This is a genomic window from Bacillus sp. V59.32b (genome assembly GCF_003429085.1).
In the GTDB taxonomy this organism is placed as follows: Bacteria; Bacillota; Bacilli; order Bacillales; family DSM-1321; genus Peribacillus.
In genome coordinates, this window is the sequence record NZ_QVTC01000068.1 from 12685 (window position 1) to 35793 (window position 23109).

The following is a 23109-nucleotide window of genomic DNA, read 5'->3' on the forward strand; positions in this document are numbered from 1 at the left end:
CGTTAGTCTCCTTGAATGATTGGTTGTCCTGTTGCGATATCTTCTAGAACCTGATAATGAATTGTTAATCTAACTTTACCATTCTGATTGCTTACGTGCAAAATTTTTTCTCCGATTATTTCAGCATCATCCGGCAATTGTTTCTTCAGGTTCGCTTTTCCCATTTTTCTTGCTTCAATGTAAGCTTCTTGTTCAGAATACTTGCGGACGATTTCATCCTTGCTTCTTTTCGTAGCGGTTTTATAAGCAATCGGCAGCTCCCATTGCAGAAAGCGTAACGGCCTTACCGTAATATCATTCTCATATTGTTTGTATCCGGGATCATTAAAGCCCCAAATTGGAATCGACGCTTTTCCGAATGCAACATAATGCTTGGTCTTCTCATCTCCGCTAAATACCGAGAAAGTGGAATCCAAAGGAACTTCTACGGTTGATTTATACCACGTTTCACCCATGATTACACCTTTAGCAGATACAATCTTCTGGCTATCCTCGTTTCCAATGACGCCGGAAACGAGCAACTGCCCCTTATTTACATAATCATTCACTTTTATAATAGGTTGTCCTTTTTCAACAAACATATCAGCGACAACGGCTTTTTTCTTAGCCACAAGATGTCGTGGCGATATCTGTTTTACAGCCTTCGGTTGGTTTTTTTCGACTACCTTTAAATGGTAGGTTGTCCCTTTTAACTCAACACCTATCCACGTTACAGCGCCAATATTATCGGTGAGCTTGCGCTGGATGGTATCCACATCATTCAGTAAGAATTGGATTTTTCCGATTTTAACACCAAGGTTATCCAGTTCTTTACGTATGGCATATTCGGTCTCTGGGTCTGCATCATGTACCTGAATGCCCCATACCATATTTGAGAGAACAAATATGCATAGTAAAAAAGCCAGGCTGCCGGCCAAAAAACCGCTGTTTTTCAACAGCCTTTTAATCAGGAAAGGCCCACCTTTCCCATAGATGAACGTCACCTTGCAATGACTTTCCCTAACGGTTTCACGCAGCTTGGATACCTCTCTTAAATCAATGCAGAAAACAACCGACTCTGTACCGGCACGTTTCACATCCCAAACGTGGACGCCTCTTCTCGTAAGGGAATTGATAAGCCTTTCCGTACCCTTCCCATTTGCCTTCACTTTTACATAGCCTGTATAAAAGCTGGTCCATTGGTTCTTCATGGGTTTCCTCCCGATCCTCACTCTTTTATAAAATAGACTTGATCGATTTTTCCTTGAAGCATGATTTCTTCAGGCAAAATCGTTTTAATGACAAATTCATTTCCCCTTATCAAGAGCTGGCCCTTTTTCAGCATCAGCCTTACTTCTGTATCTGTAAAGGCAAGCAAGCCCCTGTGGTTTTCAATATAAATATGTAATTGGCCAATCATCGTGATTCTTGGCAGGTCCATCATGACATCCTGCGGAAGGTCCATCGTCTTCACAAACAGTTTTTTTATGTTTTGTCTCCACTTTGACGCCATAAAAAAAGAACCCCCCTTCATCTCAAATGTATGAAATGAAAAGGAGTTCTAGAACTGAAATGGCGCTAGGCGCTGGAGCCGGACACCAGTATTCATTGAAAAAGTAATAATTCTCTATCTATGCTATCTTCTCTTATTGACCTTCGATTTTGGCGGGCCAAGCACTTCAGCCATGATAATGCCGTCGACTAGTTTTTGCCGGTCAAACTTAAGATCCGGCTTATAGATAGGGCTTTGGCTATCATCAATAGAATCCTGATAAAAAACAGGACTTTTCCTGACTTCAGATAGCTTCTGTTCGGTAATCTCCCGCGCTTGCTGGAGCTTGACCTCTATCTCATTAGGCACTTTCTTTTCTTGTATGTTTTTGCGCGAAATCGGTTTCGGTTTCTGTTCTTCCGGAAAATATTCGCCGAGCGTTTCTTTAATAACCTCCGGGATTCTCTTTCTCTTTGCTTCTCCATCGGAGGATTCAGGCTTTTTCCTCCCGAGAAGGGAAGAAATAATCCCAATCACGACAACCGCAATGATCGGGTTGCTAAATAACCATCCTATTATTTCATTTAAAGCATCCATTCAAGTCCTCCTTTCGGAGATCCAACCATCAATTATTTTTTGTCTTTTGGATCATTAGACATCTTGCCAATGGAATCACGCATACCTGTATCCGCAGATATGTTTTGTAAATTCATATAATCCATGACACCCATATTTCCTGATTTCAAAGCGTCTGCCATCGCTAATGGAACCTCTGCTTCGGCTTGGACAACCTTCGCCCTCATTTCCTGAACCTTCGCTACCATTTCCTGTTCCTGGGCAACAGCCATCGCACGACGTTCTTCAGCTTTCGCTTGAGCGATCTTTTTATCGGCTTCTGCCTGGTCAGTCTGCAATATGGCTCCGATGTTCTTGCCGATATCAACGTCCGCAATATCAATCGAAAGAATTTCAAAGGCAGTTCCCGCATCAAGCCCTTTGGATAAGACAGTTCTGGAAATCATATCTGGGTTTTCGAGTACTTTTTTATGATTATCAGCGGATCCGATCGTGGATACGATACCTTCACCGACACGGGCAATAATCGTTTCCTCTCCTGCTCCACCTACTAAGCGTTCGATGTTGGCGCGGACTGTAATCCTCGCCTTCGCCTTTACTTCAATACCATCCATCGCTACACCGGAAATAAACGGTGTTTCGATTACTTTTGGATTTACACTCATTTGCACCGCTTGGAGCACATCACGTCCAGCCAGGTCAATTGCAGCACTTCTTTCAAATGTCAACTCAATATTGGCACGCTGGGCGGCAATCAAGGCATTCACGACGCGGTCGACATTACCTCCTGCCAAGTAATGGCTTTCAAGCTGGTTCGTTGTAACATCGAGTCCCGCTTTATGAGCTTTAATCAACGGATTCACTACACGGCTCGGGATGACGCGCCTTAACCTCATCCCCACTAATGTAAAGATGCTGACTTTTACGCCTGCTGCCAACGCTGAAATCCATAGCGCGATCGGCACAAAAGTCAAAAATACGGCCAGTACGATAATACCCGCAATAATTGCTAAAATTAAGAGTACAGTTGCTGAAGTCATTTCCATTTTCTTTCCTCCAATTACAAAAGTTATTTCAATTCCCTGACGACGATGCGTGCTCCTTCAGTCTTAATAATCTTTACCAGAGCACCTTTATGGATAAAGCTTCCTTCCGTCACTACATCCACACGTTCATCATCAATCAGCACAGTCCCCGACGGCCTTAAATCCGTCAAGGCCTCACCTTGCTTCCCAACCAGCTCCAATCGATTCTGGTTGGACACATAGCCTTTTTCAGTATTCGTCGAGTCCGTTAATATCATCTTTTTAAAAAATCTCATTTTCTTACCAAACACCTTTACGAATAGAATAGAAACCAGAATGGATGCTATCAGGGCAATCAATAGTGATATCGTCATGTTAACAGGGTCCCCTGTTGCCATAAACAAGCTTGCTATCACAGCCAGCAACCCGAGTGCCCCGATAATGCCACCGGGAACAATAAATTCCAGCATAATCAAAATGATTCCGATCACAAACAATCCGATGGCTTCATAGCCGGCAAGCCCAGCGACGAGATGTCCATAAAAGAACAATACGAAAGCGGTTATCCCTGTGATGCCCGCAATCCCGAATCCAGGTGTGAACAATTCAATAATGATGGCAATACTCGCAATAGTCAATAGCAGCGGTATCACGAATGGATTGGTTAGAAAACGCGCCAATTTTTCGGAAAAGGTTTCATTAATGGATCGGATATCGGCGCCTTCCATTCCCAGCTCTGCAATCAGGGCTGATGTCGACGAGACCGTTCCTTCGCTGTAACCCACTTTTTCAGCAGCCGCAGCGGTTAACGTCAATAGCTTGCCTTCCTCGGCCTCATATTCTGGGAGATTAACACCCTCCTCAGCCATAGCCCGGGCATACAATGGATCACGTCCATTTTGATCGGCCGCCGTCTCCATGGCAGCTATCCAGTACGATTGCGCTTTCTTATCCGCCATGTTCCCCGCTCCATCAATGACCGCGGCTGATCCCATTGTCGCGTTTGGAACCATATAGATCTCATCGGCATTCAAAGAAATGTAAGCCCCGGCGGAAAGGGCACGATTATTCACAAAGGCCACTGTTTTAACGGATGTTTCACCGAGCAGCTTACCAATTTCACCGGCTGCATCAACCGCCCCGCCAGGTGTATTAATATCAAAGATCACAAGATCCGCATTATTTTCCTCCGCGGTTTCAAGTGCCCTGCTTAAAAAGGCGTGCAGCCCCTTTTCGACTGTTTCTTCTATTGGGACGACATACACGAGTTCATCTTTTGCTGATGAGTGATCAGGCATAATCATGAAGGCGAGCATGAGCACGATAAATACTGCTGTTGATTGCCAAATCCGCAAGGAGATTCCTCCTTTCTCATTTTTACCATTCTATCTTCTTCATACGTATGTATTACAAAAAGGTTTCAGTCCGGTGTAAAAAAGATTACAGATGAACAAGGATTAAGTAAAAAACCGCAAGCAAAGTAACTTGCCTGCGGTTTAGGTTTCGAGCTTATGATAGATGTTGTTGTACTAATTTGTTGACGACGGTACCATCAGCCTTGCCCTTTACTTTGGGCATCAAGGCTCCCATAACTCTTCCCATATCAGCTTTCGAGGAAGCATTCACTTCTTCAATCGTTTGTTTAACGATTGTCGTAAGTTCCTCTTCTGAAAGCTGTTCCGGCATATATGCCTCAACGTAGCCTAATTCGGTACGGATTTTATCAACGAGATCGACTCTTCCTGCATTTTCAAACTCTTGGAGGGAATCTTTGCGTTGTTTTACTTCGCGAGAAAGCACTGTCAATTCTTCCTCTTCAGTTAAATCCTGTTTTCCGGCTTTAATGCCTTCGTTTTGAAGGGCAGCCTTCACCATACGGATCACAGAGAGTTTATCCTTTTCCTTGTTCTTCATCGCTTGTTTCATATCACTATTTAAACGCTCGAGAAGACTCATAAATTCAACCCTCTCTTAGAATTTACGTTTTCTTGCTGCCTCAGACTTTTTCTTGCGTTTTACGCTTGGCTTTTCATAAAACTCGCGCTTCCTTGCTTCCTGAAGCGATCCAGCTTTAGATACAGTACGTTTGAAACGACGAAGAGCATCTTCAAGCGATTCGTTTTTACGAACGACGGTTTTAGACATCTCTTTCCCTCCCTCCGAAAACAACACACTTACTCAAAGTTTACAACATGCTGTCACATGTACCTAGCAATTATAATATAAGCATTATTTCAGGTCAACTATATTATGATTTTAAATCAGACATGTCCCTGCCTCCGTGTCCATATGATAAGACAGGAGGGAGGGAAGGATGATGACTGAGCTTATTCTCTTTGTTATATATATATCTATTTTTTTAGCTGGCATGGCCGTTCTGCGCATAGGTTTATTTAATCTATCTGGGAAATCAATGACAGCGTTCCTCTCCAAGGTCACAAACACCCCTCCGAAAGGCTTTATCGTCGGAGCGTTGATCACAGGACTCCTGCAAAGCAGCTCAGCTGTTATGGTGATGACTGTCGGCCTTGTTTCAGCGGGCAGTCTGACGTTTCCGCAAACCATCGGGATCATCCTGGGTTCGAACGTCGGTTCTACCTTTACGACTGAATTCATGACGTTTTCCGTTGAAAAATGGATCGTTCCCGGAGTGGTCGCAGGGGCACTATTGTGGTTCGTCCCAAAGGTTGTCTGCAAAAGCATCGGGACATCGATAATCGGACTTAGCGCTATTTTTGCGGCTATGAATGGGTTCAAACAGTTGGCAGGGCCGATTTCCGCTTTTCCTTTCATCCAAAACCTGATACATAGTATGGAGCATTATACACTGCTCGCTGTATTAACGGGTATAGCCGTTACTGCGATTATTCATTCAAGTTCCGTTACGATTGGAATTTCGATGAGTTTCCTATCAAGTGATGAATTGTCCGTATACGCGGCGATTGCAATGATGCTTGGTTCCAATATCGGCACGTGCATCACCGGTTATATGGCAAGCATCGGTTCGGGTGAGGAAGCCAAATTCACAGCATACGCCCATATTTGGCTAAATGTTCTCGGTGTTTTTGCCTTTATTCCGCTCATCCATCAGCTAGAAGGCTTAGCGGCTTACTTTACCGAAGATAAAGCGAAACAATTGGCCCACGCCAGTGTTTTGTTCAATATTATCACGTCTATCATTGTTTTGCCGTTTTCTAGGCAGTTTGTGAGATTTATCCTTATCGTTCATAAGCGTTTAAAAGCATGAAAAAACGCCGGCAGCAAGAGCCGGCGTTAATCTTAATAATCTGAATCAGCCGTTAATCCTTTTACAATCGAAACACCGGCACTAGCGCCAATCCGTGAGGCTCCTGCTTCGATGATTTTATTGGCATCGTCTGTGTTTCGGACTCCCCCTGAAGCTTTAACGCCAATTTCAGGGCCGACAGTTTTTCTCATAAGCGCGACGTCTTCAGGTGTCGCACCGCCTGTTGAAAAACCTGTTGACGTTTTCACATAGTCAGAACCCGCTTTTACAGAGAGACTGCAGGCACGTACTTTTTCTTCTTCCGTGAGTAAGGAAGTTTCAATGATTACTTTTGTCAGCGCTTTTCCTTTTGCCGCTTCAACGACAGCACGGATATCTCTTTCAACAAGCGAATCATCTTTATCTTTAAGCGCACCGATATTGATGACCATATCCACTTCATCGGCGCCGTTTTCAATCGCATTTTTCACTTCGAACGCTTTGGTCTCCGGCGTGTTAGCTCCTAAAGGGAACCCGATTACGGTACAGACTTTCACATCTGATCCCTGCAGAAGCTCGCTCGCATATTTCACCCAAGTCGGGTTCACGCATACTGAGGCAAATTCATACTCTCTCGCTTCTTCACAAAGAACTTTAATTTGATCTTTTGTTGCATCCGCTTTCAATAAAGTGTGATCGATAATACCAGCTACATTTTGAACCATTATCATTTCTCCTTCCAGTTGTACGTACCTCTTCATCATAACATGTTTTCGGTAATAAAATTAGTTATTTACCTTTTTGAGGAAGTTTATGTTTTATAAAAAGGCAACGGTTTTTTAAAATGTCCTAATCCTTTGGGTACATTTTATGTGACCGTTGCCTATGCAAAGCTATTTATACGTTGACAGCCGCCTGCAAATCTTTGACGATTGTTACGAATTGCCCCTGATTATAAGGGTAACCTGCTTTAGTAATTTTCACCTTAACGATTTCGCCAATCATTTCTTCATTTGCCGGGAATACGACCTTTAAGTAGTTATCGGTATAACCAACGTATAGGTTGCTATCCGCATCTTCACTAAAACGTTCTTCCGGAATCACTTCAAGGACTTCTCCGTCAAACTTGGATGAATATTCTTTTGCGAGCTGATCGGAAAGAGCGATTAAGCGGTGCACCCGTTCGTTCTTCACTTCTTCATCAACCTGATCATCCATTCTCGCCGCTGGCGTTCCAGTACGCTTCGAATATGGAAAAACATGAAGCTCGGAAAACTTATGCTCATTGATGAAATTGAACGTTTCCATGAACTCCTCTTCCGTTTCGCCAGGGAAGCCGACAATCACATCAGATGTAATCGCTAGACCAGGCAGAGCCTCTTTAAGCTTGTTTAACCGATCCGCGAAAAATTCCATCGTATACTTTCTTCTCATCCGTTTTAAGACCGTATCCGATCCGGATTGAATCGGGATATGAAGGTGGCGAACAACCTTTTCAGAATGAGCGAGTACTTCAATGACTTCGTCTGAAATCTGGCTCGCTTCGATGGAGGAAATCCGGATGCGCTTCAATCCGTCAACCTGTTCTTCCAGATCACGTAAAAGCATGGCCAAATTATAATCTTTCATATCCTCGCCATAACCGCCCGTATGAATTCCGGTCAAAACAATTTCTTTGTAGCCTGCATCGACAAGCTGCTGAGCCTGGCGGATGACTTCCTTCGGGTCGCGTGATCGCATTAATCCGCGTGCCCATGGGATAATGCAAAATGTACAGAAGTTATTGCAGCCTTCCTGAATCTTTAAGGAAGCACGGGTACGATCGGTGAAGGCCGGAACATCCAGCTCTTCATAGACACGGGTCTTCATAATATTGCCTACACCGTTGATCGGCTGGCGCTCTTCTTTATATTGCTCAATATACTCGAGCATTTTCGTCCGGTCCTGGGTACCGACAACAATATCCACCCCGGGAATCGCCATGATTTCGGCAGGGGACGTTTGAGCATAACAACCGGTAACCGCGATAACGGCATCCGGGTTTTTGCGGATCGCCCGGCGGATAACCTGCCGGCTCTTCTTATCCCCGGTATTTGTTACGGTACACGTATTGATTACATAAACATCCGCCGCAGATTCATACTCAACCCGATCATATCCTTGATTTTTGAATAGCTGCCAGATGGCTTCTGTTTCATAATGGTTTACTTTACAGCCTAGCGTATGGAAAGCTACATTTGCCATTTGTGATCACCTCAGTAGTTCTAATTGGTAGGAAACAGCGCTTAATGCATAAAGCGGAGCCGTTTCCGTCCGTAATATTCTAGGTCCAAGTCCACAGGCTTTAAAGCCTGATTCCATGAGCTTATCAATTTCATTTTGCGCCAGTCCGCCTTCTGGTCCGAAAACAAGCATAAGTGACTGGCCCGGTTTAATTTTCTGCAAGACGGATGCAAGGAGTGCCGTTTCCCCTTTTTTCGCTTCTTCTTCAAAAGCGATCAGCTTATAGTCAAAGCCGCCTGCGTATTGAAGCAATCGCTCCAATGTTTTTGGCTCAGAAACGTCAGGAATGACATTCCGATGCGATTGTTCGGCCGCCTCTTTGGCGATTTTCTGAAGGCGCTCTTGTTTTTTTGCTGCTTTTTTCTGATCCCATTTGACCACTGAACGAGCCGCAATAAAAGGGATAAATTGGGATGCGCCTAATTCCGTCCCTTTTTGAATGATATATTCTAACTTATCCCCTTTAGGCAGACCGCTCACAATCGTTACCTTTACCGGCAGCTCTTTATCATCATTCTTCCATTCTATAACTGTTCCTATTACGGTATCACTAGCAATTTCTGTTATTTCGCAGAGCGCAGCCTGTCCATTATTTTTCACACAGAACATTCGGTCGCCAGGCTCCATCCGCATCACCCTTGTTATATGATGATAATCTTCACCTGAAATTCTTATCGAGTTATCCTGAAAATCACCTTCCGACAAAAAATAACGCTGCACGTCGACACCCGCTTTTTGGATTTATTGTGTAGTTGGTATGGGGTCCCCCTTGTGAACTGCCATAAGGAAATAAATAGCGCCATTCGAGCATCATTTAAACAAGAATGACAATCCTGGAAATCCAGATTGTTTAATGAAAAAAAGACAGCATTATTGCTTCCTTCTTGCAATCAAAGCAACCCAGTCTTCCATAAGCATCGTTTCCTCAATCTCAAATCCCGATGCAATAATCGCATCCTTCACTTCCTGTTTTTTTGGCTGGATAATGCCTGAAGCAATGAAGTATCCGCCCGGCTTCACAACCTTTGCGACTTCATCCGTAAAACGGACAATCACCTCGGCCAGAATATTGGCAACGACAACATCTGCCGCAGCACTCACCCCGTCCAACAGGTTGTTCTGCGAAACTGAAACCAAGTTCTGTACTTTATTCAGCTTCACATTTAGCTTAGCAGAGGCTACAGCTACCTCATCAAGATCCAAGGCAGTGACACGCTGTGCCTGGAGCAACCCAGCCGCAATGCTCAGCACCCCGGATCCGGTCCCGACATCGACTACGGTATCACCCGGTTTAACGGTTCGCTCCAATGCCTGAATGCACATGACGGTCGTCGGATGCGTACCAGTACCGAAAGCCATGCCAGGGTCCAGCTCAATAATCAGCTCATCACTTGAAACCGGCTCATAATTTTCCCATGTCGGTACGATGGTGAACCGCTCAGAGATTTTCACAGGATTATAGTATTTTTTCCAGGCTGTCGCCCATTCCTCTTCATTCACTTCGCTAATCGAAACGGAATTCCTTCCAAGATCGATATCAAATAAAAGCAGATTATTAATCGCTTCCTTGATCGCGTCCACCGTTTCCCCCAGAAAGCTATTGACGGGCAAATAAGCCTTTACGATAACGCCTTCTTCCGGGTAGTCTGCAGGATTAAGCTGATAGATTTCGCCAAAAACGTCTTCACGTTCTTTAAGCAATTCTTGGGGGTCTTCAATGACAACTCCGCTTGCACCAGCCTCATGCAATATATTGGAGACGGGCTCAACCGCTTCGTTCGTCGTATGAATCGCAATTTCAGACCATTTCATCTCTATCACTCCTGTTTCTCTTAATCACCTTTAATAGCCCGTTTTACTTTAGCGAAGAAGCTTTCTTCATGCTCATCGGGAGCTTCTTGACCGCTTATTTCCGTAAATTCCCGAAGCAGCTCTTTTTGTCTTTCCGTCAGTTTCTTTGGCGTCAGCAATAGAATGACGACATGCTGATCTCCCTGTCCATAGCCTCTTACATTCGGCATACCTTTTCCTTTCAGACGAAATCTTGTTCCTGTCTGAGTGCCTGCCGGGATCTTCAGTTTGACTTTGCCATGGAGCGTCGGTACTTCAATCTCATCCCCAAGAGCTGACTGAACAAACGTAAGTGGCATTTCACAGTATATGTCATCTCCATCTCGTTCGAAGAACTCATGTGGACGAACATGGAATACTACATATAAATCCCCTGACGGTCCGCCGTTGATACCCGCTTCCCCTTGCCCGGATACCCGCAGTTGTTGGCCATCATCGATTCCAGCCGGTACAGTGACTTGAATTTTTTTGCGTTTTTTAACTTTTCCGGTTCCGCGGCAAGTTGAACATTTTTCAGGGATGATTTTCCCTGTCCCTTGACAATGATGACACGGCCTTCTGTTAACAATGCGTCCAAGCGGAGTATTCTGTTCCACGCTCAACTGTCCGGTTCCGTGACAATGTGAGCATGTGTTTACTTTCGTACCCGGCTTAGCGCCTGTTCCTTTACAAGTATCACAGTTCTCTTCTCGCGGTATTTCAATTTCAGTCTGTTTTCCAGAGAATGCTTCCTCAAAAGAAACAGACATCGTATATTGCAAATCCGAACCCTGACGAGGGGCATTTGGATCCCTTCTTCTTCCGCCGCCTCCGCCAAAGAACGTACTGAAGATATCCTCAAAGCCTCCAAACCCGCCGAAATCCTGGCCGCCGCCAAATCCTTGATTCGGATCGGTATGGCCAAACTGATCATAATGGGCTTTCTTTTGATCATCGCTTAATACTTCATAGGCTTCACTTATTTCTTTGAATTTTTCATCTGCATTAGCTTCCTTGTTGATGTCAGGATGATACTGTTTAGAAAGCTTGCGATACGCTTTTTTCACTTCGTCTTTTGAAGCGCTTTTTGACACGCCTAGCACTTCATAATAATCGCGTTTACTCATTGTTAACTCCACTCCCGATCCTTTTCACATAAAGATAATTCTATCATTTTTTAAAGTTAAAACGCAATAAATAATGGTGCGTCGAATTGTATTAACTATACAAACCTTATTTTCAGTGATGAAAAATCCAATTCACTGCGAAATCGGATTTTTTCTAAAAACAGGGATAATTCCCACTGCAGAAATTTTTGATCATCGCTCGTAATTTTTGATCATCGCTCGTAATTTCTGTTCATCGCTCGTAAATTTTAGTTATCGCTAGTAAATCCTGATTATCGAGCACAAATCCTCATCATCGGCACAAATACCAATCATCGAGCACAAATCCTGATCATCGAGCACAAATTCCGATCATCGAGCACAAATCCTGATTATCGAGCACAAATTCTGAGCACCGAGCAGAAAATCCTGAGCATCGAGCATAAATTCCGATCATCGAGCACAAATCCTGTTATCGAGCACAAATTCCGATCATCGAGCAGAAAATCCTGATCATCGAGCACAAATTCTGATTATCGAGCACAAATACCAATCATCGAGCACAAATTCCGATCATCGAGCACAAATCCTGATTATCGAGCACAAATCCTGATCATCAAGCACAAATTCCGATCATCGAGCAGAAATCCGGACAATCAAGCACAAATTCCACACGCAAATCACACTAAAAATCAAAATTCCCGCTAAAACTTCTCAAGCAAAACTCTTACCACGCGGATCACCGTTTGGTGTCAGTATAAACTTAAAGAAAAAAGCCAAAGCCAAGAATTCCTGACTTTGACTTTTCCTAAAACAGCTGAACTTTATTTCTTATCATCATCATTTACTTCAGTATATTCAGCATCAACGACATTGTCATCGTTATTATCCTGGCCAGTCTCGCCGCCAGCTTGAGCTTTGGCAGCTTCTTCATACAGCTTAACAGTCAGGTTTTGAACGATTTCGTTAAGCGCGTCTTTCTTTTCGCGAATCTCATTAATATCATTTGATTCGATTGCCGTTTTCAGCGCATCCTTCGCTTCATTGGCTTTCGTTACTTCGGCTTCATCGACTTTGCCTTCAAGATCCTTCAAAGTCTTTTCAGTTGTAAAGACTAGCTGATCTGCTTCGTTGCGAAGTTCCACTTCTTCTTTACGCGCCTTGTCGGCTTCGGCATTTTCTTCCGCTTCACGAACCATGCGGTCGATCTCGTCATCCGAAAGGCCTGATGAAGATTTGATGGTAATTGTCTGCTCTTTGTTTGTGCCAAGATCTTTAGCCCGAACATTTACGATACCGTTTTTGTCGATATCAAAGGTTACTTCAACTTGTGGGACACCGCGCGGAGCTGGCGGAATGTCGCTCAACTGGAAGCGGCCAAGTGTTTTGTTATCCGCAGCCATCGGGCGTTCCCCTTGAAGCACATGAATATCAACCGCTGTCTGGTTATCAGCCGCGGTAGAGAATACCTGGGATTTGCTTGTAGGTATTGTTGTGTTGCGATCAATTAGCTTTGTGAAAACATGACCCATTGTTTCAATTCCTAATGATAGAGGTGTAACGTCAAGAAGGACTACGTCTTTAACGTCTCCAGTTAACACTCCACCCTGGATGGAAGCACCCATCGCAACTACTTCATCAGGATTTACGCCTTTATGCGGCTCTTTTCCAGTTTCTTTGCGGATCGCTTCCTGAACGGCAGGAATACGAGTTGAACCACCGACAAGGATAACTTTATCGATTTCGGAAGGTGAGATGCCGGCATCTTTTAGCGCCTGGCGAGTTGGCCCCATTGTACGTTCTACCAATCCTGCAGAAATTTCATCGAATTTCGCTCTTGATAAAGTAATGTCCATGTGCAATGGACCTGCATCACCAGCAGTGATGAACGGTAATGAAATCTGAGTGGATGTTACACCGGAAAGATCTTTTTTCGCTTTTTCAGCGGCATCTTTCAAACGCTGCAAGGCCATTTTGTCTTTTGCAAGATCAATGCCGTTTTCTTTCTTAAATTCAGCAACGAGATAATCAATGATGACCTGGTCAAAATCGTCACCGCCAAGCTTGTTATCGCCCGCGGTAGCTTTTACTTCGAATACCCCGTCGCCAAGCTCCATGATGGAAACGTCGAATGTTCCGCCGCCAAGGTCGAATACAAGAATAGTCTGGTCTTCATCGGTTTTATCCAATCCGTAAGCAAGTGCTGCAGCCGTCGGTTCGTTAATGATACGCTCTACTTCTAAACCAGCGATTTGGCCAGCATCCTTAGTTGCCTGACGTTCAGCATCATTAAAATATGCCGGTACAGTGATAACTGCTTTTGTCACTTCTTCGCCAAGGTACTCCTCAGCATACGATTTTAAATACTGAAGAATGATAGCAGAAACTTCTTGTGGAGAATAATCTTTACCTTCAATCGTTTCTTTATGGTTTGTACCCATATGACGTTTGATTGAGATGATCGTATTTGGATTTGTGATGGCCTGACGCTTGGCAACTTCCCCAACTTGTCTTTCGCCATTCTTGAACGCAACGACAGAAGGAGTGGTGCGGTTTCCTTCCGGATTTGGAATTACTTTTGGCTCTCCGCCTTCTAATACAGCTACACAAGAGTTAGTTGTACCTAAGTCAATACCGATAATCTTACTCATCTAATTCCTTACCTCCAATATATTTTATGTAGGAAACTATTCGTTCACTTTCACCATTGCAGGACGGATGACACGGTCGTGAAGCATATATCCTTTTTGGAACTCTTCAACGACGATATTGGAACCAAAACTCTCGTCCTGTACCTGCATAACCGCCTGGTGTAAATGTGGATCGAACTCTTTCCCAACAGCTTCAATCGCTTCAATGCCTTCTTTTTTCAATGCATCTACTAATCCTTTATAAACCATATCCATTCCTTGAAGCAACGATTTGGTTTGCTCATTGTCAGCCTCGACTTGAATCGCTCTCTCGAAATTATCCAGAGCCTGTAATAAGTCTGTTGCCAAGCTTTGAGATCTATATTTTCGCGCCGCCTCCATTTCCATATTGGAACGGCGTCTAGAATTATCAAAATCTGCCTGTAATCGAAGGTATCGGTTATCCATTTCTTCAATTTTCGCTTCAAGTTCTTTAATTTTTGATTCTAAGGATTCCGCTTCAGGTGCATCGTCCTCGGCAAAAATCGCCTCCGCTTCGATGTCACTTCCAACTAAGTCTTCTGTCTTCTTATCTTCTGTCACTACTATCACCTCCCTAAAAGAAAAGCGCTCATCAAATAAAGAAATACACCTAACAATATTGCCTTTGCTACTGTTTTTGATACAGCTTTGTAAGTAACTCCGTTAGATCGTTTGTAAAGTATTCCAACAGGCTGATCACTCGGGAATACTCCATCCTGGTAGGCCCAAGAACCGCAATCGTGCCAACCTGCTCTGAGCCAACGGAATATGTTGCCGTTATCAGACTGCAGTCTTCAAGAGCGGTATTATTATTTTCACGGCCGATTTTAACATGGATTCCGGCAGGATTGTGCTTGATCAAATCATATATACCCTCTTCCTGATCAATCATTGATAACAGTGTTTTCACTTTATCAATATCATGGAATTCAGGTTGGCTCAACATATTCGTCTTTCCGCCAAAGAACAATTTCTCATGCATCGAGATATTCAACGTATCAGAAAACGAAGCGACGATTGCGTCATAATTTTGAACATGCTGTCGCAGGAGCACAATTACTTCTTTATATATCTTGTCCTTCAGTTCCACCAGTGGGACACCGGCAAGGCGTTCATTCAAAATATTCGCCATCTTTTCAAGTTCATTCACATCAAAAGAAGGCGGCAATGAAAACATTTTATTTTCAACATGCCCGCTATCTGTAACAATGATTGCGATCGCTGCTTCCTTGCTTATCGGAACGATTTGGATTTTCCTGAGTTTATTGTCATTGACTTTTGGCCCAAGAGCAATCGCTGTATAGTTCGTTAATTCAGAAAGAATTTTCGCTGATTTCTGGACTATTTTCTCAAGTTCGTAGATGCGTTCCGCAAATACGGATTTTAACATCTGCATATCATAAAACTTTAATCGTTGCGGTGACAGCAAATGGTCCACATAATATCTATATCCCTTTTCTGAAGGAACTCGGCCGGAAGATGTATGGGTCTTGACAATGAACCCAAGCTCTTCAAGATCTGACATTTCATTGCGAATGGTTGCCGAGCTAAAAGTGATTTCATCCTTTTTCGACAGACTTCTTGATCCAACAGGCTGGGCATCTTTAATAAACTCATCGATAATGACCTGAAGTATTAACAACTGCCGTTCACTCAACATATTTCATCACCTCTGTTAGCACTCTATTTAAGCGAGTGCTAATACTATTAATAAATTATCAAATGACGCCAGTGATGTCAACGGTTTAGATTATTCCTAAAAAGGATTGAAACACTTCGTTTCCGAGCAACCGGCCCCGCTTCGTAAGACGAACAGAACCATCTATCATTTCAATTAATCCATTTTTCTGTTGCTCTTCGAGTGGTTTCGCAAAAATCTCCTTCATTTCAACAGAAAACTTCTTTTCGAATGCAGAAAAAGACACCCCATCGGTTTTCCTTAAACCAAGGAACATTTCCTCCTCCATTTTTTCTGCCTTCGGGACCAAGTGTTCTTCGAGAAGAGGCAAATCCCCTTCGATAAGAGGTGTCATATATTTTTTTAACGGACCATGATTGGCGACTCTTCTTTCCGAAACATAGCCGTGGGCACCAGCACCAAAGCCGAAATATTCCTCATTGTTCCAATAGGTCAAGTTATGCCGACTTTCAAAGCCGGTTTTTGCAAAATTAGAGATTTCATATTGGTGCCATCCGCCGCTCTCCATCCGCTCCATTAACGTTTCGTACATGCTAGCTTCAAGTTCTTGTGGCGGCAATTGCAATTTCCCTCTTTGCATCAGATTATAAAAAACGGTTTTCGGTTCGACGATTAAGGAATACCCCGAATAATGCGGCAAATCCAATTCGAGCGCCTTGTCAATCGTCTCCGTAAAATCAGCCATTGTTTGGCCCGGGAGACCGTAAATCAAATCAATACTAATGTTCGTAAAGCCGATTTTTTGTGCTTTTTCAATGGTTTCATATACATCGGCTGCCCGGTGGGTTCTTCCGATTCTCTTCAACAGCTCATCGTTAAAACTCTGGACTCCGAAGCTCAATCGGTTTACTCCCGCGTTGTACAGTATCGAGAGTTTCTCTTCTGACAGATCTCCCGGATTCGCTTCAAAGGTATATTCAGTAGACTTGCTAAATGGCAAGGTTTCGCTTATCGATTGACAAAGAAAGTCCAACTGCTGCTCATTCAATGAGGTCGGTGTTCCGCCTCCGACAAAAATCGTTTTCAGCGCCTGCTGAGGATATTTTCCAAGCGACAGCTGCATTTCTTTTTTCATCATCGTCAAATACTGATCAACGGGCTGTCCTTGCAAAAATACTTTATTAAAATCGCAATAGTGGCAAATATGCTCACAAAACGGGATATGGATGTACGCACTTTGTATCATTTATCACACAACCTTATCGTTAGCAGACAGAAAAAGAGGCTAGTTATCGGATAACGATAATTCTAACCTCCCTGTCGCATTTATTTTTTCGGTGTTGTATCGTCCATTTTCAAAACAGCCATGAAGGCTTCCTGAGGCACTTCTACAGAACCAACCTGCTTCATGCGTTTCTTACCTTCTTTTTGCTTTTCAAGAAGCTTCCGTTTACGGGAAATATCTCCGCCGTAACATTTGGCAAGCACGTTCTTACGCATTGCGCTGATTGTGGAACGGGCGACGATTTTTTGCCCAATTGCCGCCTGAATCGGCACTTCGAATTGCTGCCTTGGGATTAATTTCTTAAGCTTCTCAACAATTACTTTTCCGCGTTCATAAGCAAAGTCATTATGAACAATAAAGCTTAAAGCATCCACGGTTTCAGCATTAAGGAGGATATCCATTTTAACAAGCTTGGAAGGCTTGTAGCCAATCAGCTCATAGTCAAAGGAGGCATATCCCTTTGTATTCGACTTCAACTGGTCAAAGAAATCATAGACAATTTCCGATAGCGGGATTTCATAAACAATGCTGACCCTCGTTTCATCCATATACTGCATATCGATGAAGATTCCACGTTTATCCTGGCAAAGCTCCATGATTGAGCCGACGTAGTCGTTAGGCGCCATCATCGTCGCCTTTACGTATGGTTCTTCAACTCGATCTATTTTTTGCTGTTCCGGCATATTAGACGGATTATCGACCTTCAGCTGAGTTCCATCCGTCATGATGACATCATAGATAACGCTCGGTGCAGTCGTGATCAAATCGATATTGAACTCCCGCTCGATCCGTTCCTGGATAATTTCCATATGAAGCAGACCAAGGAAACCGCAGCGGAAGCCGAAACCAAGTGCCTGGGATGATTCCGGTTCAAATTGAAGGGCTGAATCATTGAGCTCCAGCTTTTCGAGCGCTTCACGCAAATCGTTAAATTTGGAAGAATCAATGGGATACAAACCGCAGTATACCATTGGGTTGAGTTTCCGATAACCCGGCAGCGCTTCTACAGCCCCGCCCTTGGCGTTTGTGATCGTATCACCAACGCGAGTATCTCCGACGTTTTTAATGGCGGCTGTCAAAAATCCTACATCACCGACAGTGAGTTCATCAACGCTCATTTCTTTTGGTGTATGCACACCAACTTCAATGACTTCAAATTCCTTTCCGGTAGCCATCATCTTGATTTTATCTCCCGGCTTCACAGAACCTTCCATAATACGGATATACGCAACAACCCCACGATACGCATCATAAAACGAATCAAAAATAAGCGCTTTTAATGGAGCATCCGGATCCCCTTCAGGCGGTGGAACAAGTTCGACGACCTGTTCAAGAATCTCTTCTATCCCGATTCCCGCTTTCGCAGATGCCAGTACGGCTTCAGATGCATCAAGACCAATCACATCTTCAATTTCAGCGCGGACCCGCTCAGGATCTGCGCTCGGTAAATCTATTTTGTTAATGATCGGAAGAATCTCCAGATTATTATCGAGAGCAAGATACACGTTTGCAAGCGTTTGGGCTTCGATTCCCTGGGCCGCATCAACGACCAGAATCGCACCTTCACAGGCAGCCAGGCTTCGGGATACCTCGTAAGTGAAATCCACGTGTCCCGGTGTATCAATGAGGTGGAACGTATACTCCTCCCCATCCTTCGCATTATATTTCAATTGAACCGCATTTAATTTAATCGTAATACCACGTTCGCGCTCAAGATCCATAGAATCCAACAGCTGGCTCTTCATCTCACGTTGAGCCAGGGCGTTCGTCTTTTCTAAAATACGATCGGCCAGAGTGGACTTTCCATGGTCAATGTGAGCGATAATGGAAAAGTTACGAATTTTTGATTGCCTCTTTATTTTTTCTTCTCTATTCATAACGTTCACTCCTACAATGCACTATTTCTGATTATAGCAGTACGATACGCAAGATTCAATCATAAGAAAAAGCAAGCATCGGATGCTTGCTTCCTGAAAATGGAGATATCCGTGAATATTTTGGATTTCGGTGATATCTTGAGGTTCGGTGATAAATTCTAGATTTCGGTGATATATCTCAGATTCCGGTGATATATTTCGAATTTCGGTGATATCTCTAATTTCGTTGATATACCCCAGATTTTGGTGATATATTTCAGATTTCGATGATATATCTCAGATTCCGGGCATATCCCCATTTCGGTGAAATTCAAGTTTCGGTCATATCTCACATTTCGAGCATATATCTCACATTTCGAGCATATATCTCAAATTCCGGGCATATATCCTAAGTTTTCGAGCATATATCTAAAATTCCAGTCATATATCTCAGATTTAGGGCATATATCTCACATTCCGGGCATATCCTGTATTTCGGTGATATTCAAGTTTCGGTCATATCTCACATTTCGGGCATATATCTTAAATTCCGGGCATATCCCATTTTAGAGTATATCTCGATTTAGAGTTATCTCTGATTACGGTGACATCTCCAAAACTTCGGAAACATCCCAGTTTACTGCAAAACAATCATATCAACGAAGTAAGCTTCTGAACTAACGCTTGAAACCCCGCTGAAATAACTTCTGACAGCTTTTTACCGATGGAGGAGAAAAAGTTGAATGCCTTCATTTCTTCGAGCTTCTCTTTCTTTTTCTCTAAATCATGGCTCGTTACCTTTTGGCCGAGAATCGCGGCTTCCATGTCCCCTTGATTCGATTCCTTTACGGTAAAGGCACTGCTCATGGCCGGGTCATCATAGCCTTTCATGTTCTTCATACCTTGATTCGCATGCTGCATCCCAACCAAAATCCCAAAAAACAAAATGAGCACAAGTCCTGCGCATTTAAGTGAAAATCGAACCATTATGAGGTACTCCTTTCATCATTGTGCTTTCTTCTTTTCTGAAGAACCAGTTACTTCCTCGGCATCCCAATAAAATTCGCTAAAGACATCTGCAAAAGCGGCAGTGGTCAAGTACATTTCTTCAAATGTGTTATCGACTCCACCTATCTCGAGCAGCATCGCATTTTCGGATAAATCCTGATTATAGACGCTGTTATATCCGGATTGATTATGTTGAATAATCCCCCTTGACAGTCCTGGATATTCTTTTTGTAGTGTCTTGTGCAGTTTATTGGCAAGCACGAGATTCTTTTCGGAATTAGGATTTTTGCCACCAATGACGAACGCAATTTTTGCATAACTCTTTCCTTTTATCGAAATGGTCGTATCTTTTTTTCGTCTTGAATCCCGGTGAATATCAATAAAGTATTCCAGATCCTTATTCGTAGCCATAACAGCTTCGACTAACCCTCTTGATTCCTGATATGACCTAGGATATTTTAATCCTTTTTCAGTTAATCTAGCCATGATATCACTTTGATCAACCGATGAGCCAATGCCCTTATCCAAAAGATCCTGCGACATTCGTTCTCCGAGCTTGGTAACGTTAATTTTCGAATGCTGAGCATGATTAGGGTTTTTCACACCTTTTAAATACGGCAAAAAAGACTCCCGGTTATGTGTATGATAAATATGGACGACCTTTCTGCCATTTGTTGTCACCGCTGGAGATTCTCCGTCCTGCTGTTCAGACTCTTCCAGCTTTTCAACGTTTTGCAAGGCCGCGTCTTTTTCCTCTTGTAACAAATGATCGGGCGGCGCTGATTCTATCGGCATATTCGTATAATTCGTGCCTTCACCCGCGACGATTATTTCACTGTCGAAAATAGAGAACCCCGGCAGTTCCCTGCCAAGAAGGCTCCGCGGGTCATCTAATGAGATATTGGCTGACATCTTTAATATTTGCCGAGTAAACCCAGTGGAGGTTTTCCCTTCAGGCACCACCTGAAAAAAATGATGGTTTTCATTAGCTAGCAATGTATATAACAGCTTTCCCGAAAACTGGTTGGTAACCGTATGAACCGATTGTGAAGAGATTCTATATTCGGGTCTCAGCGACGTTAATATTCCACTCAAGGAAAAAAATAAAAGTAGCGATGCGAGAATCAATAGAAAACCCTTCACAATCACTGAACCATTGACTACTGCGATTATTCCTGCGTTGCGGTTTCTCTTCATCCTTCCACCCTTTCTAAACGCTTGTCTACTAATACGTATGACTTTGATAGAAAGAGTAGAACAGGAATTTCAGGATAGGTTACCTCGTATAGTAGCCTGTGTTATCCTGATTAATCGAATGATGAAGCGCCGCGTTTAAGCCGTTTGCGAGCAAGTTAGCCATATCTTCGATAAACACGTCCACTTCCTTTGGTGTCACCATCAGGTTATGCCCCAGTGGCGAAAGAACTTCCGAAATCAAGCCTCGTTTTTCCTCCTCCGATAACGTTCCTACTATTCCGAGAAAAGTCTGGCGGTGTTCTTCACCGGGCAAGTCTTCTTCCGTCAGTTTTTTCTTCTTTCCAAAGCTGAATCCGGCCGGGACAAGTGATCGTGAAGGCCTGTCACCTTCCCGTAGTTCATTCCCAAAATGCTTCAGGATAAAATCAATCGTGTCACTTGTAATCGATACCGCATCGACCACTGTCGGAACCCCGACCGCAATGACTGGTATCCCGAGCGTTTCCTTGCTCAGCTCTTTTCGTTTGTTTCCTACCCCCGAGCCCGGATGAATTCCAGAATCAGTAACCTGAATAGTAGAGTTGACTCTCTCAATCGACCGAGCCGCTAGTGCATCAATCGCAATCACGAAATCTGGTTTGCTTTTTTCAATAACACCCAGGATGACATCACTGGTCTCGATTCCGGTAATGCCCATAACGCCCGGCGCAAATCCGCTGACCGGACGAAACCCTTCCTGCACTGATTCAGGCTGCAGTTTAAATAAATGTCTCGTAATGACCAGATTTTCTACTACCGCTGGCCCGATTGCATCAGGTGTGACATTCCAGTTCCCGAGCCCCACTACGAGACAACTGCTGTCCCTTGGTATATTCATACGCTTTAAAAAAAGAGCCAGTTCCTCAGCGAATACTTTCTCTACTTTCTTTTGCAGCTCTGTATCAGACTCCCGGATTCCCTGGACTTCTATCGTCAGGTAGCTGCCCTGTTTCTTCCCTAGCTCTTTTTCACCTTCTGCGGTAACCTCAACGAGGGAAATCTTTAAGTCGTCCACTTCTTTTTCTTTTATAATAACGCCCTGGATTTGAGAGACATTTTTTTCATCGGCAACACCTTTTTGATTAAGTCTCATTTCTCTGGCTTCTATAGCCAAATCGGTACGGACAGAATAATTGCTTAAATCAAGGTTACTTTTCATAGCGGCCTCCTAATTTGCAAATCAATCATATTCATTCTAGTATTTTCCAAAATCCTTTATATCATTCTGACTATTTTTCTTTTTTAATATTCGCCGTTGTGATACAATATCGCTTACCGGGATAAATTTTTGTTGAATACAATCATTCCTTTTCAATTCCGATATTGCAATAAAAGGCACAGTCTGATAAAATATCACTTGTGCTATTTAAGTATCGATTTGAAAAGTCGAGTTCATATAGTCTCGATTTCTTGTGTAGGAGGTGAACGGAATGCCAAACATTAAATCTGCTATTAAACGTGTGAAAACAAGCGACGAGTCACGTGCTCATAACGCAACTGTGAAATCTACAATGCGTACTTCTGTGAAAAACGTTGAAGTTGCATTAGCAAACAATGAAGTTGAAGCTGCTAAAGAAGCTCTTTTAACAGCATCTAAAAAGTTAGACAAGGCTGCATCTAAAGGATTAATCCACAAAAATGCGGCAGCCCGTAAAAAATCTCGTTTAACGAAAAGACTAAATTCATTAAACGCATAATGAATGATGAACGATCCGCTATCGGGTCGTTTTTTTTATGCGGTGAAAACATCTGCAAAAAGAGCTTCGGGAACATTTCCGAAGCCCTTTTAATATTTTCCAAATCCTCTGTATTACTAACATTTTGGCTCTGTTAAACGATAATGTTGTTTTGGGAAGGGAATCTGCGAGACTCCTGCGGAAAAACGGGCTGGCAAGA

22 protein-coding genes are annotated in these 23109 nt (G+C 43.3%); 2 read left to right on the plus strand and 20 right to left on the minus strand.

Annotated features, from left to right (window positions below):
* Window positions 1-2: 2 nt before the first annotated feature.
* From yqfD to rpsU, 7 genes are all read right to left on the minus strand, one after another.
* Complete coding sequence (yqfD, locus tag D0463_RS15240) at window positions 3-1190, minus strand: sporulation protein YqfD (RefSeq protein ID WP_117308238.1); 1188 nt, start codon at window positions 1188-1190, stop codon at window positions 3-5.
* A 17-nt stretch (window positions 1191-1207) separates the two neighbouring features.
* Window positions 1208-1492 (minus strand): sporulation protein YqfC, encoded by a 285-nt coding sequence (gene yqfC / locus D0463_RS15245; protein ID WP_117308239.1) that lies wholly within the window; start codon window positions 1490-1492, stop codon window positions 1208-1210.
* A gap of 123 nt (window positions 1493-1615) precedes the next feature.
* On the minus strand, window positions 1616-2068 hold the full coding sequence (locus tag D0463_RS15250) for a hypothetical protein (RefSeq protein WP_117308240.1): 453 nt from the start codon (window positions 2066-2068) through the stop codon (window positions 1616-1618).
* 32 nt (window positions 2069-2100) lie between these two features.
* The gene (gene floA, locus D0463_RS15255; RefSeq protein ID WP_117308256.1) at window positions 2101-3087 is read right to left on the minus strand and encodes a flotillin-like protein FloA; all 987 of its coding nucleotides are present in this window, start codon (window positions 3085-3087) and stop codon (window positions 2101-2103) included.
* A gap of 29 nt (window positions 3088-3116) precedes the next feature.
* Window positions 3117-4388: an NfeD family protein gene (locus D0463_RS15260; protein ID WP_117308257.1), complete on the minus strand. Its 1272-nt coding sequence runs from the start codon at window positions 4386-4388 to the stop codon at window positions 3117-3119.
* 193 nt (window positions 4389-4581) lie between these two features.
* Window positions 4582-5028 carry a GatB/YqeY domain-containing protein gene (locus D0463_RS15265; RefSeq protein ID WP_117308241.1) on the minus strand — a complete coding sequence of 149 codons (447 nt, stop codon included), beginning with the start codon at window positions 5026-5028 and terminating at the stop codon, window positions 4582-4584.
* Window positions 5029-5043: 15 nt separating this feature from the next.
* The gene (gene rpsU / locus D0463_RS15270) at window positions 5044-5217 is read right to left on the minus strand and encodes a 30S ribosomal protein S21 (RefSeq protein WP_028391853.1); all 174 of its coding nucleotides are present in this window, start codon (window positions 5215-5217) and stop codon (window positions 5044-5046) included.
* A 172-nt stretch (window positions 5218-5389) separates the two neighbouring features.
* Here rpsU and D0463_RS15275 point away from each other — a divergent pair, with 172 nt between their 5' ends.
* A complete protein-coding gene (locus tag D0463_RS15275) occupies window positions 5390-6319 on the plus strand; it encodes a Na/Pi symporter (protein ID WP_117308258.1) in 930 nt (309 codons plus the stop codon).
* A 32-nt stretch (window positions 6320-6351) separates the two neighbouring features.
* On the opposite strand, the gene deoC is transcribed toward D0463_RS15275, so the two are convergent.
* The 13 genes from deoC to gpr all read right to left on the minus strand — a co-directional run bounded on the left by deoC (window position 6352) and on the right by gpr (window position 22372).
* The gene (gene deoC / locus D0463_RS15280) at window positions 6352-7023 is read right to left on the minus strand and encodes a deoxyribose-phosphate aldolase (protein WP_117308242.1); all 672 of its coding nucleotides are present in this window, start codon (window positions 7021-7023) and stop codon (window positions 6352-6354) included.
* Between the two features lie 172 nt (window positions 7024-7195).
* Window positions 7196-8542 carry a tRNA (N(6)-L-threonylcarbamoyladenosine(37)-C(2))-methylthiotransferase MtaB gene (mtaB, locus tag D0463_RS15285; protein ID WP_117308243.1) on the minus strand — a complete coding sequence of 449 codons (1347 nt, stop codon included), beginning with the start codon at window positions 8540-8542 and terminating at the stop codon, window positions 7196-7198.
* Window positions 8543-8548: 6 nt separating this feature from the next.
* Window positions 8549-9301 carry a 16S rRNA (uracil(1498)-N(3))-methyltransferase gene (locus tag D0463_RS15290; protein ID WP_117308244.1) on the minus strand — a complete coding sequence of 251 codons (753 nt, stop codon included), beginning with the start codon at window positions 9299-9301 and terminating at the stop codon, window positions 8549-8551.
* Window positions 9302-9451: 150 nt separating this feature from the next.
* Window positions 9452-10393, minus strand: coding sequence for a 50S ribosomal protein L11 methyltransferase (prmA, locus tag D0463_RS15295; protein ID WP_117308245.1), 942 nt, complete (start codon window positions 10391-10393; stop codon window positions 9452-9454).
* A 20-nt stretch (window positions 10394-10413) separates the two neighbouring features.
* Window positions 10414-11538 carry a molecular chaperone DnaJ gene (dnaJ, locus tag D0463_RS15300; protein WP_117308246.1) on the minus strand — a complete coding sequence of 375 codons (1125 nt, stop codon included), beginning with the start codon at window positions 11536-11538 and terminating at the stop codon, window positions 10414-10416.
* Between the two features lie 803 nt (window positions 11539-12341).
* On the minus strand, window positions 12342-14168 hold the full coding sequence (gene dnaK, locus D0463_RS15305; RefSeq protein WP_117308247.1) for a molecular chaperone DnaK: 1827 nt from the start codon (window positions 14166-14168) through the stop codon (window positions 12342-12344).
* 36 nt (window positions 14169-14204) lie between these two features.
* Window positions 14205-14750: a nucleotide exchange factor GrpE gene (gene grpE / locus D0463_RS15310; RefSeq protein ID WP_301950652.1), complete on the minus strand. Its 546-nt coding sequence runs from the start codon at window positions 14748-14750 to the stop codon at window positions 14205-14207.
* Window positions 14751-14817: 67 nt separating this feature from the next.
* A complete protein-coding gene (hrcA, locus tag D0463_RS15315; RefSeq protein ID WP_117308249.1) occupies window positions 14818-15849 on the minus strand; it encodes a heat-inducible transcriptional repressor HrcA in 1032 nt (343 codons plus the stop codon).
* 85 nt (window positions 15850-15934) lie between these two features.
* On the minus strand, window positions 15935-17074 hold the full coding sequence (gene hemW / locus D0463_RS15320; protein WP_117308250.1) for a radical SAM family heme chaperone HemW: 1140 nt from the start codon (window positions 17072-17074) through the stop codon (window positions 15935-15937).
* Between the two features lie 80 nt (window positions 17075-17154).
* Window positions 17155-18990, minus strand: coding sequence for a translation elongation factor 4 (gene lepA / locus D0463_RS15325; protein ID WP_117308251.1), 1836 nt, complete (start codon window positions 18988-18990; stop codon window positions 17155-17157).
* A 630-nt stretch (window positions 18991-19620) separates the two neighbouring features.
* Window positions 19621-19956 carry a YqxA family protein gene (locus D0463_RS15330; RefSeq protein WP_117308252.1) on the minus strand — a complete coding sequence of 112 codons (336 nt, stop codon included), beginning with the start codon at window positions 19954-19956 and terminating at the stop codon, window positions 19621-19623.
* Between the two features lie 18 nt (window positions 19957-19974).
* Window positions 19975-21174, minus strand: a complete 1200-nt coding sequence (spoIIP, locus tag D0463_RS15335) for a stage II sporulation protein P (RefSeq protein WP_117308253.1) — start codon at window positions 21172-21174, stop codon at window positions 19975-19977.
* A 79-nt stretch (window positions 21175-21253) separates the two neighbouring features.
* Complete coding sequence (gene gpr / locus D0463_RS15340; protein WP_117308254.1) at window positions 21254-22372, minus strand: GPR endopeptidase; 1119 nt, start codon at window positions 22370-22372, stop codon at window positions 21254-21256.
* Window positions 22373-22643: 271 nt separating this feature from the next.
* On the opposite strand from gpr, the gene rpsT reads away from it, so the two are divergent.
* Window positions 22644-22910 carry a 30S ribosomal protein S20 gene (gene rpsT, locus D0463_RS15345; RefSeq protein WP_117308255.1) on the plus strand — a complete coding sequence of 89 codons (267 nt, stop codon included), beginning with the start codon at window positions 22644-22646 and terminating at the stop codon, window positions 22908-22910.
* Window positions 22911-23109: the final 199 nt, after the last annotated feature.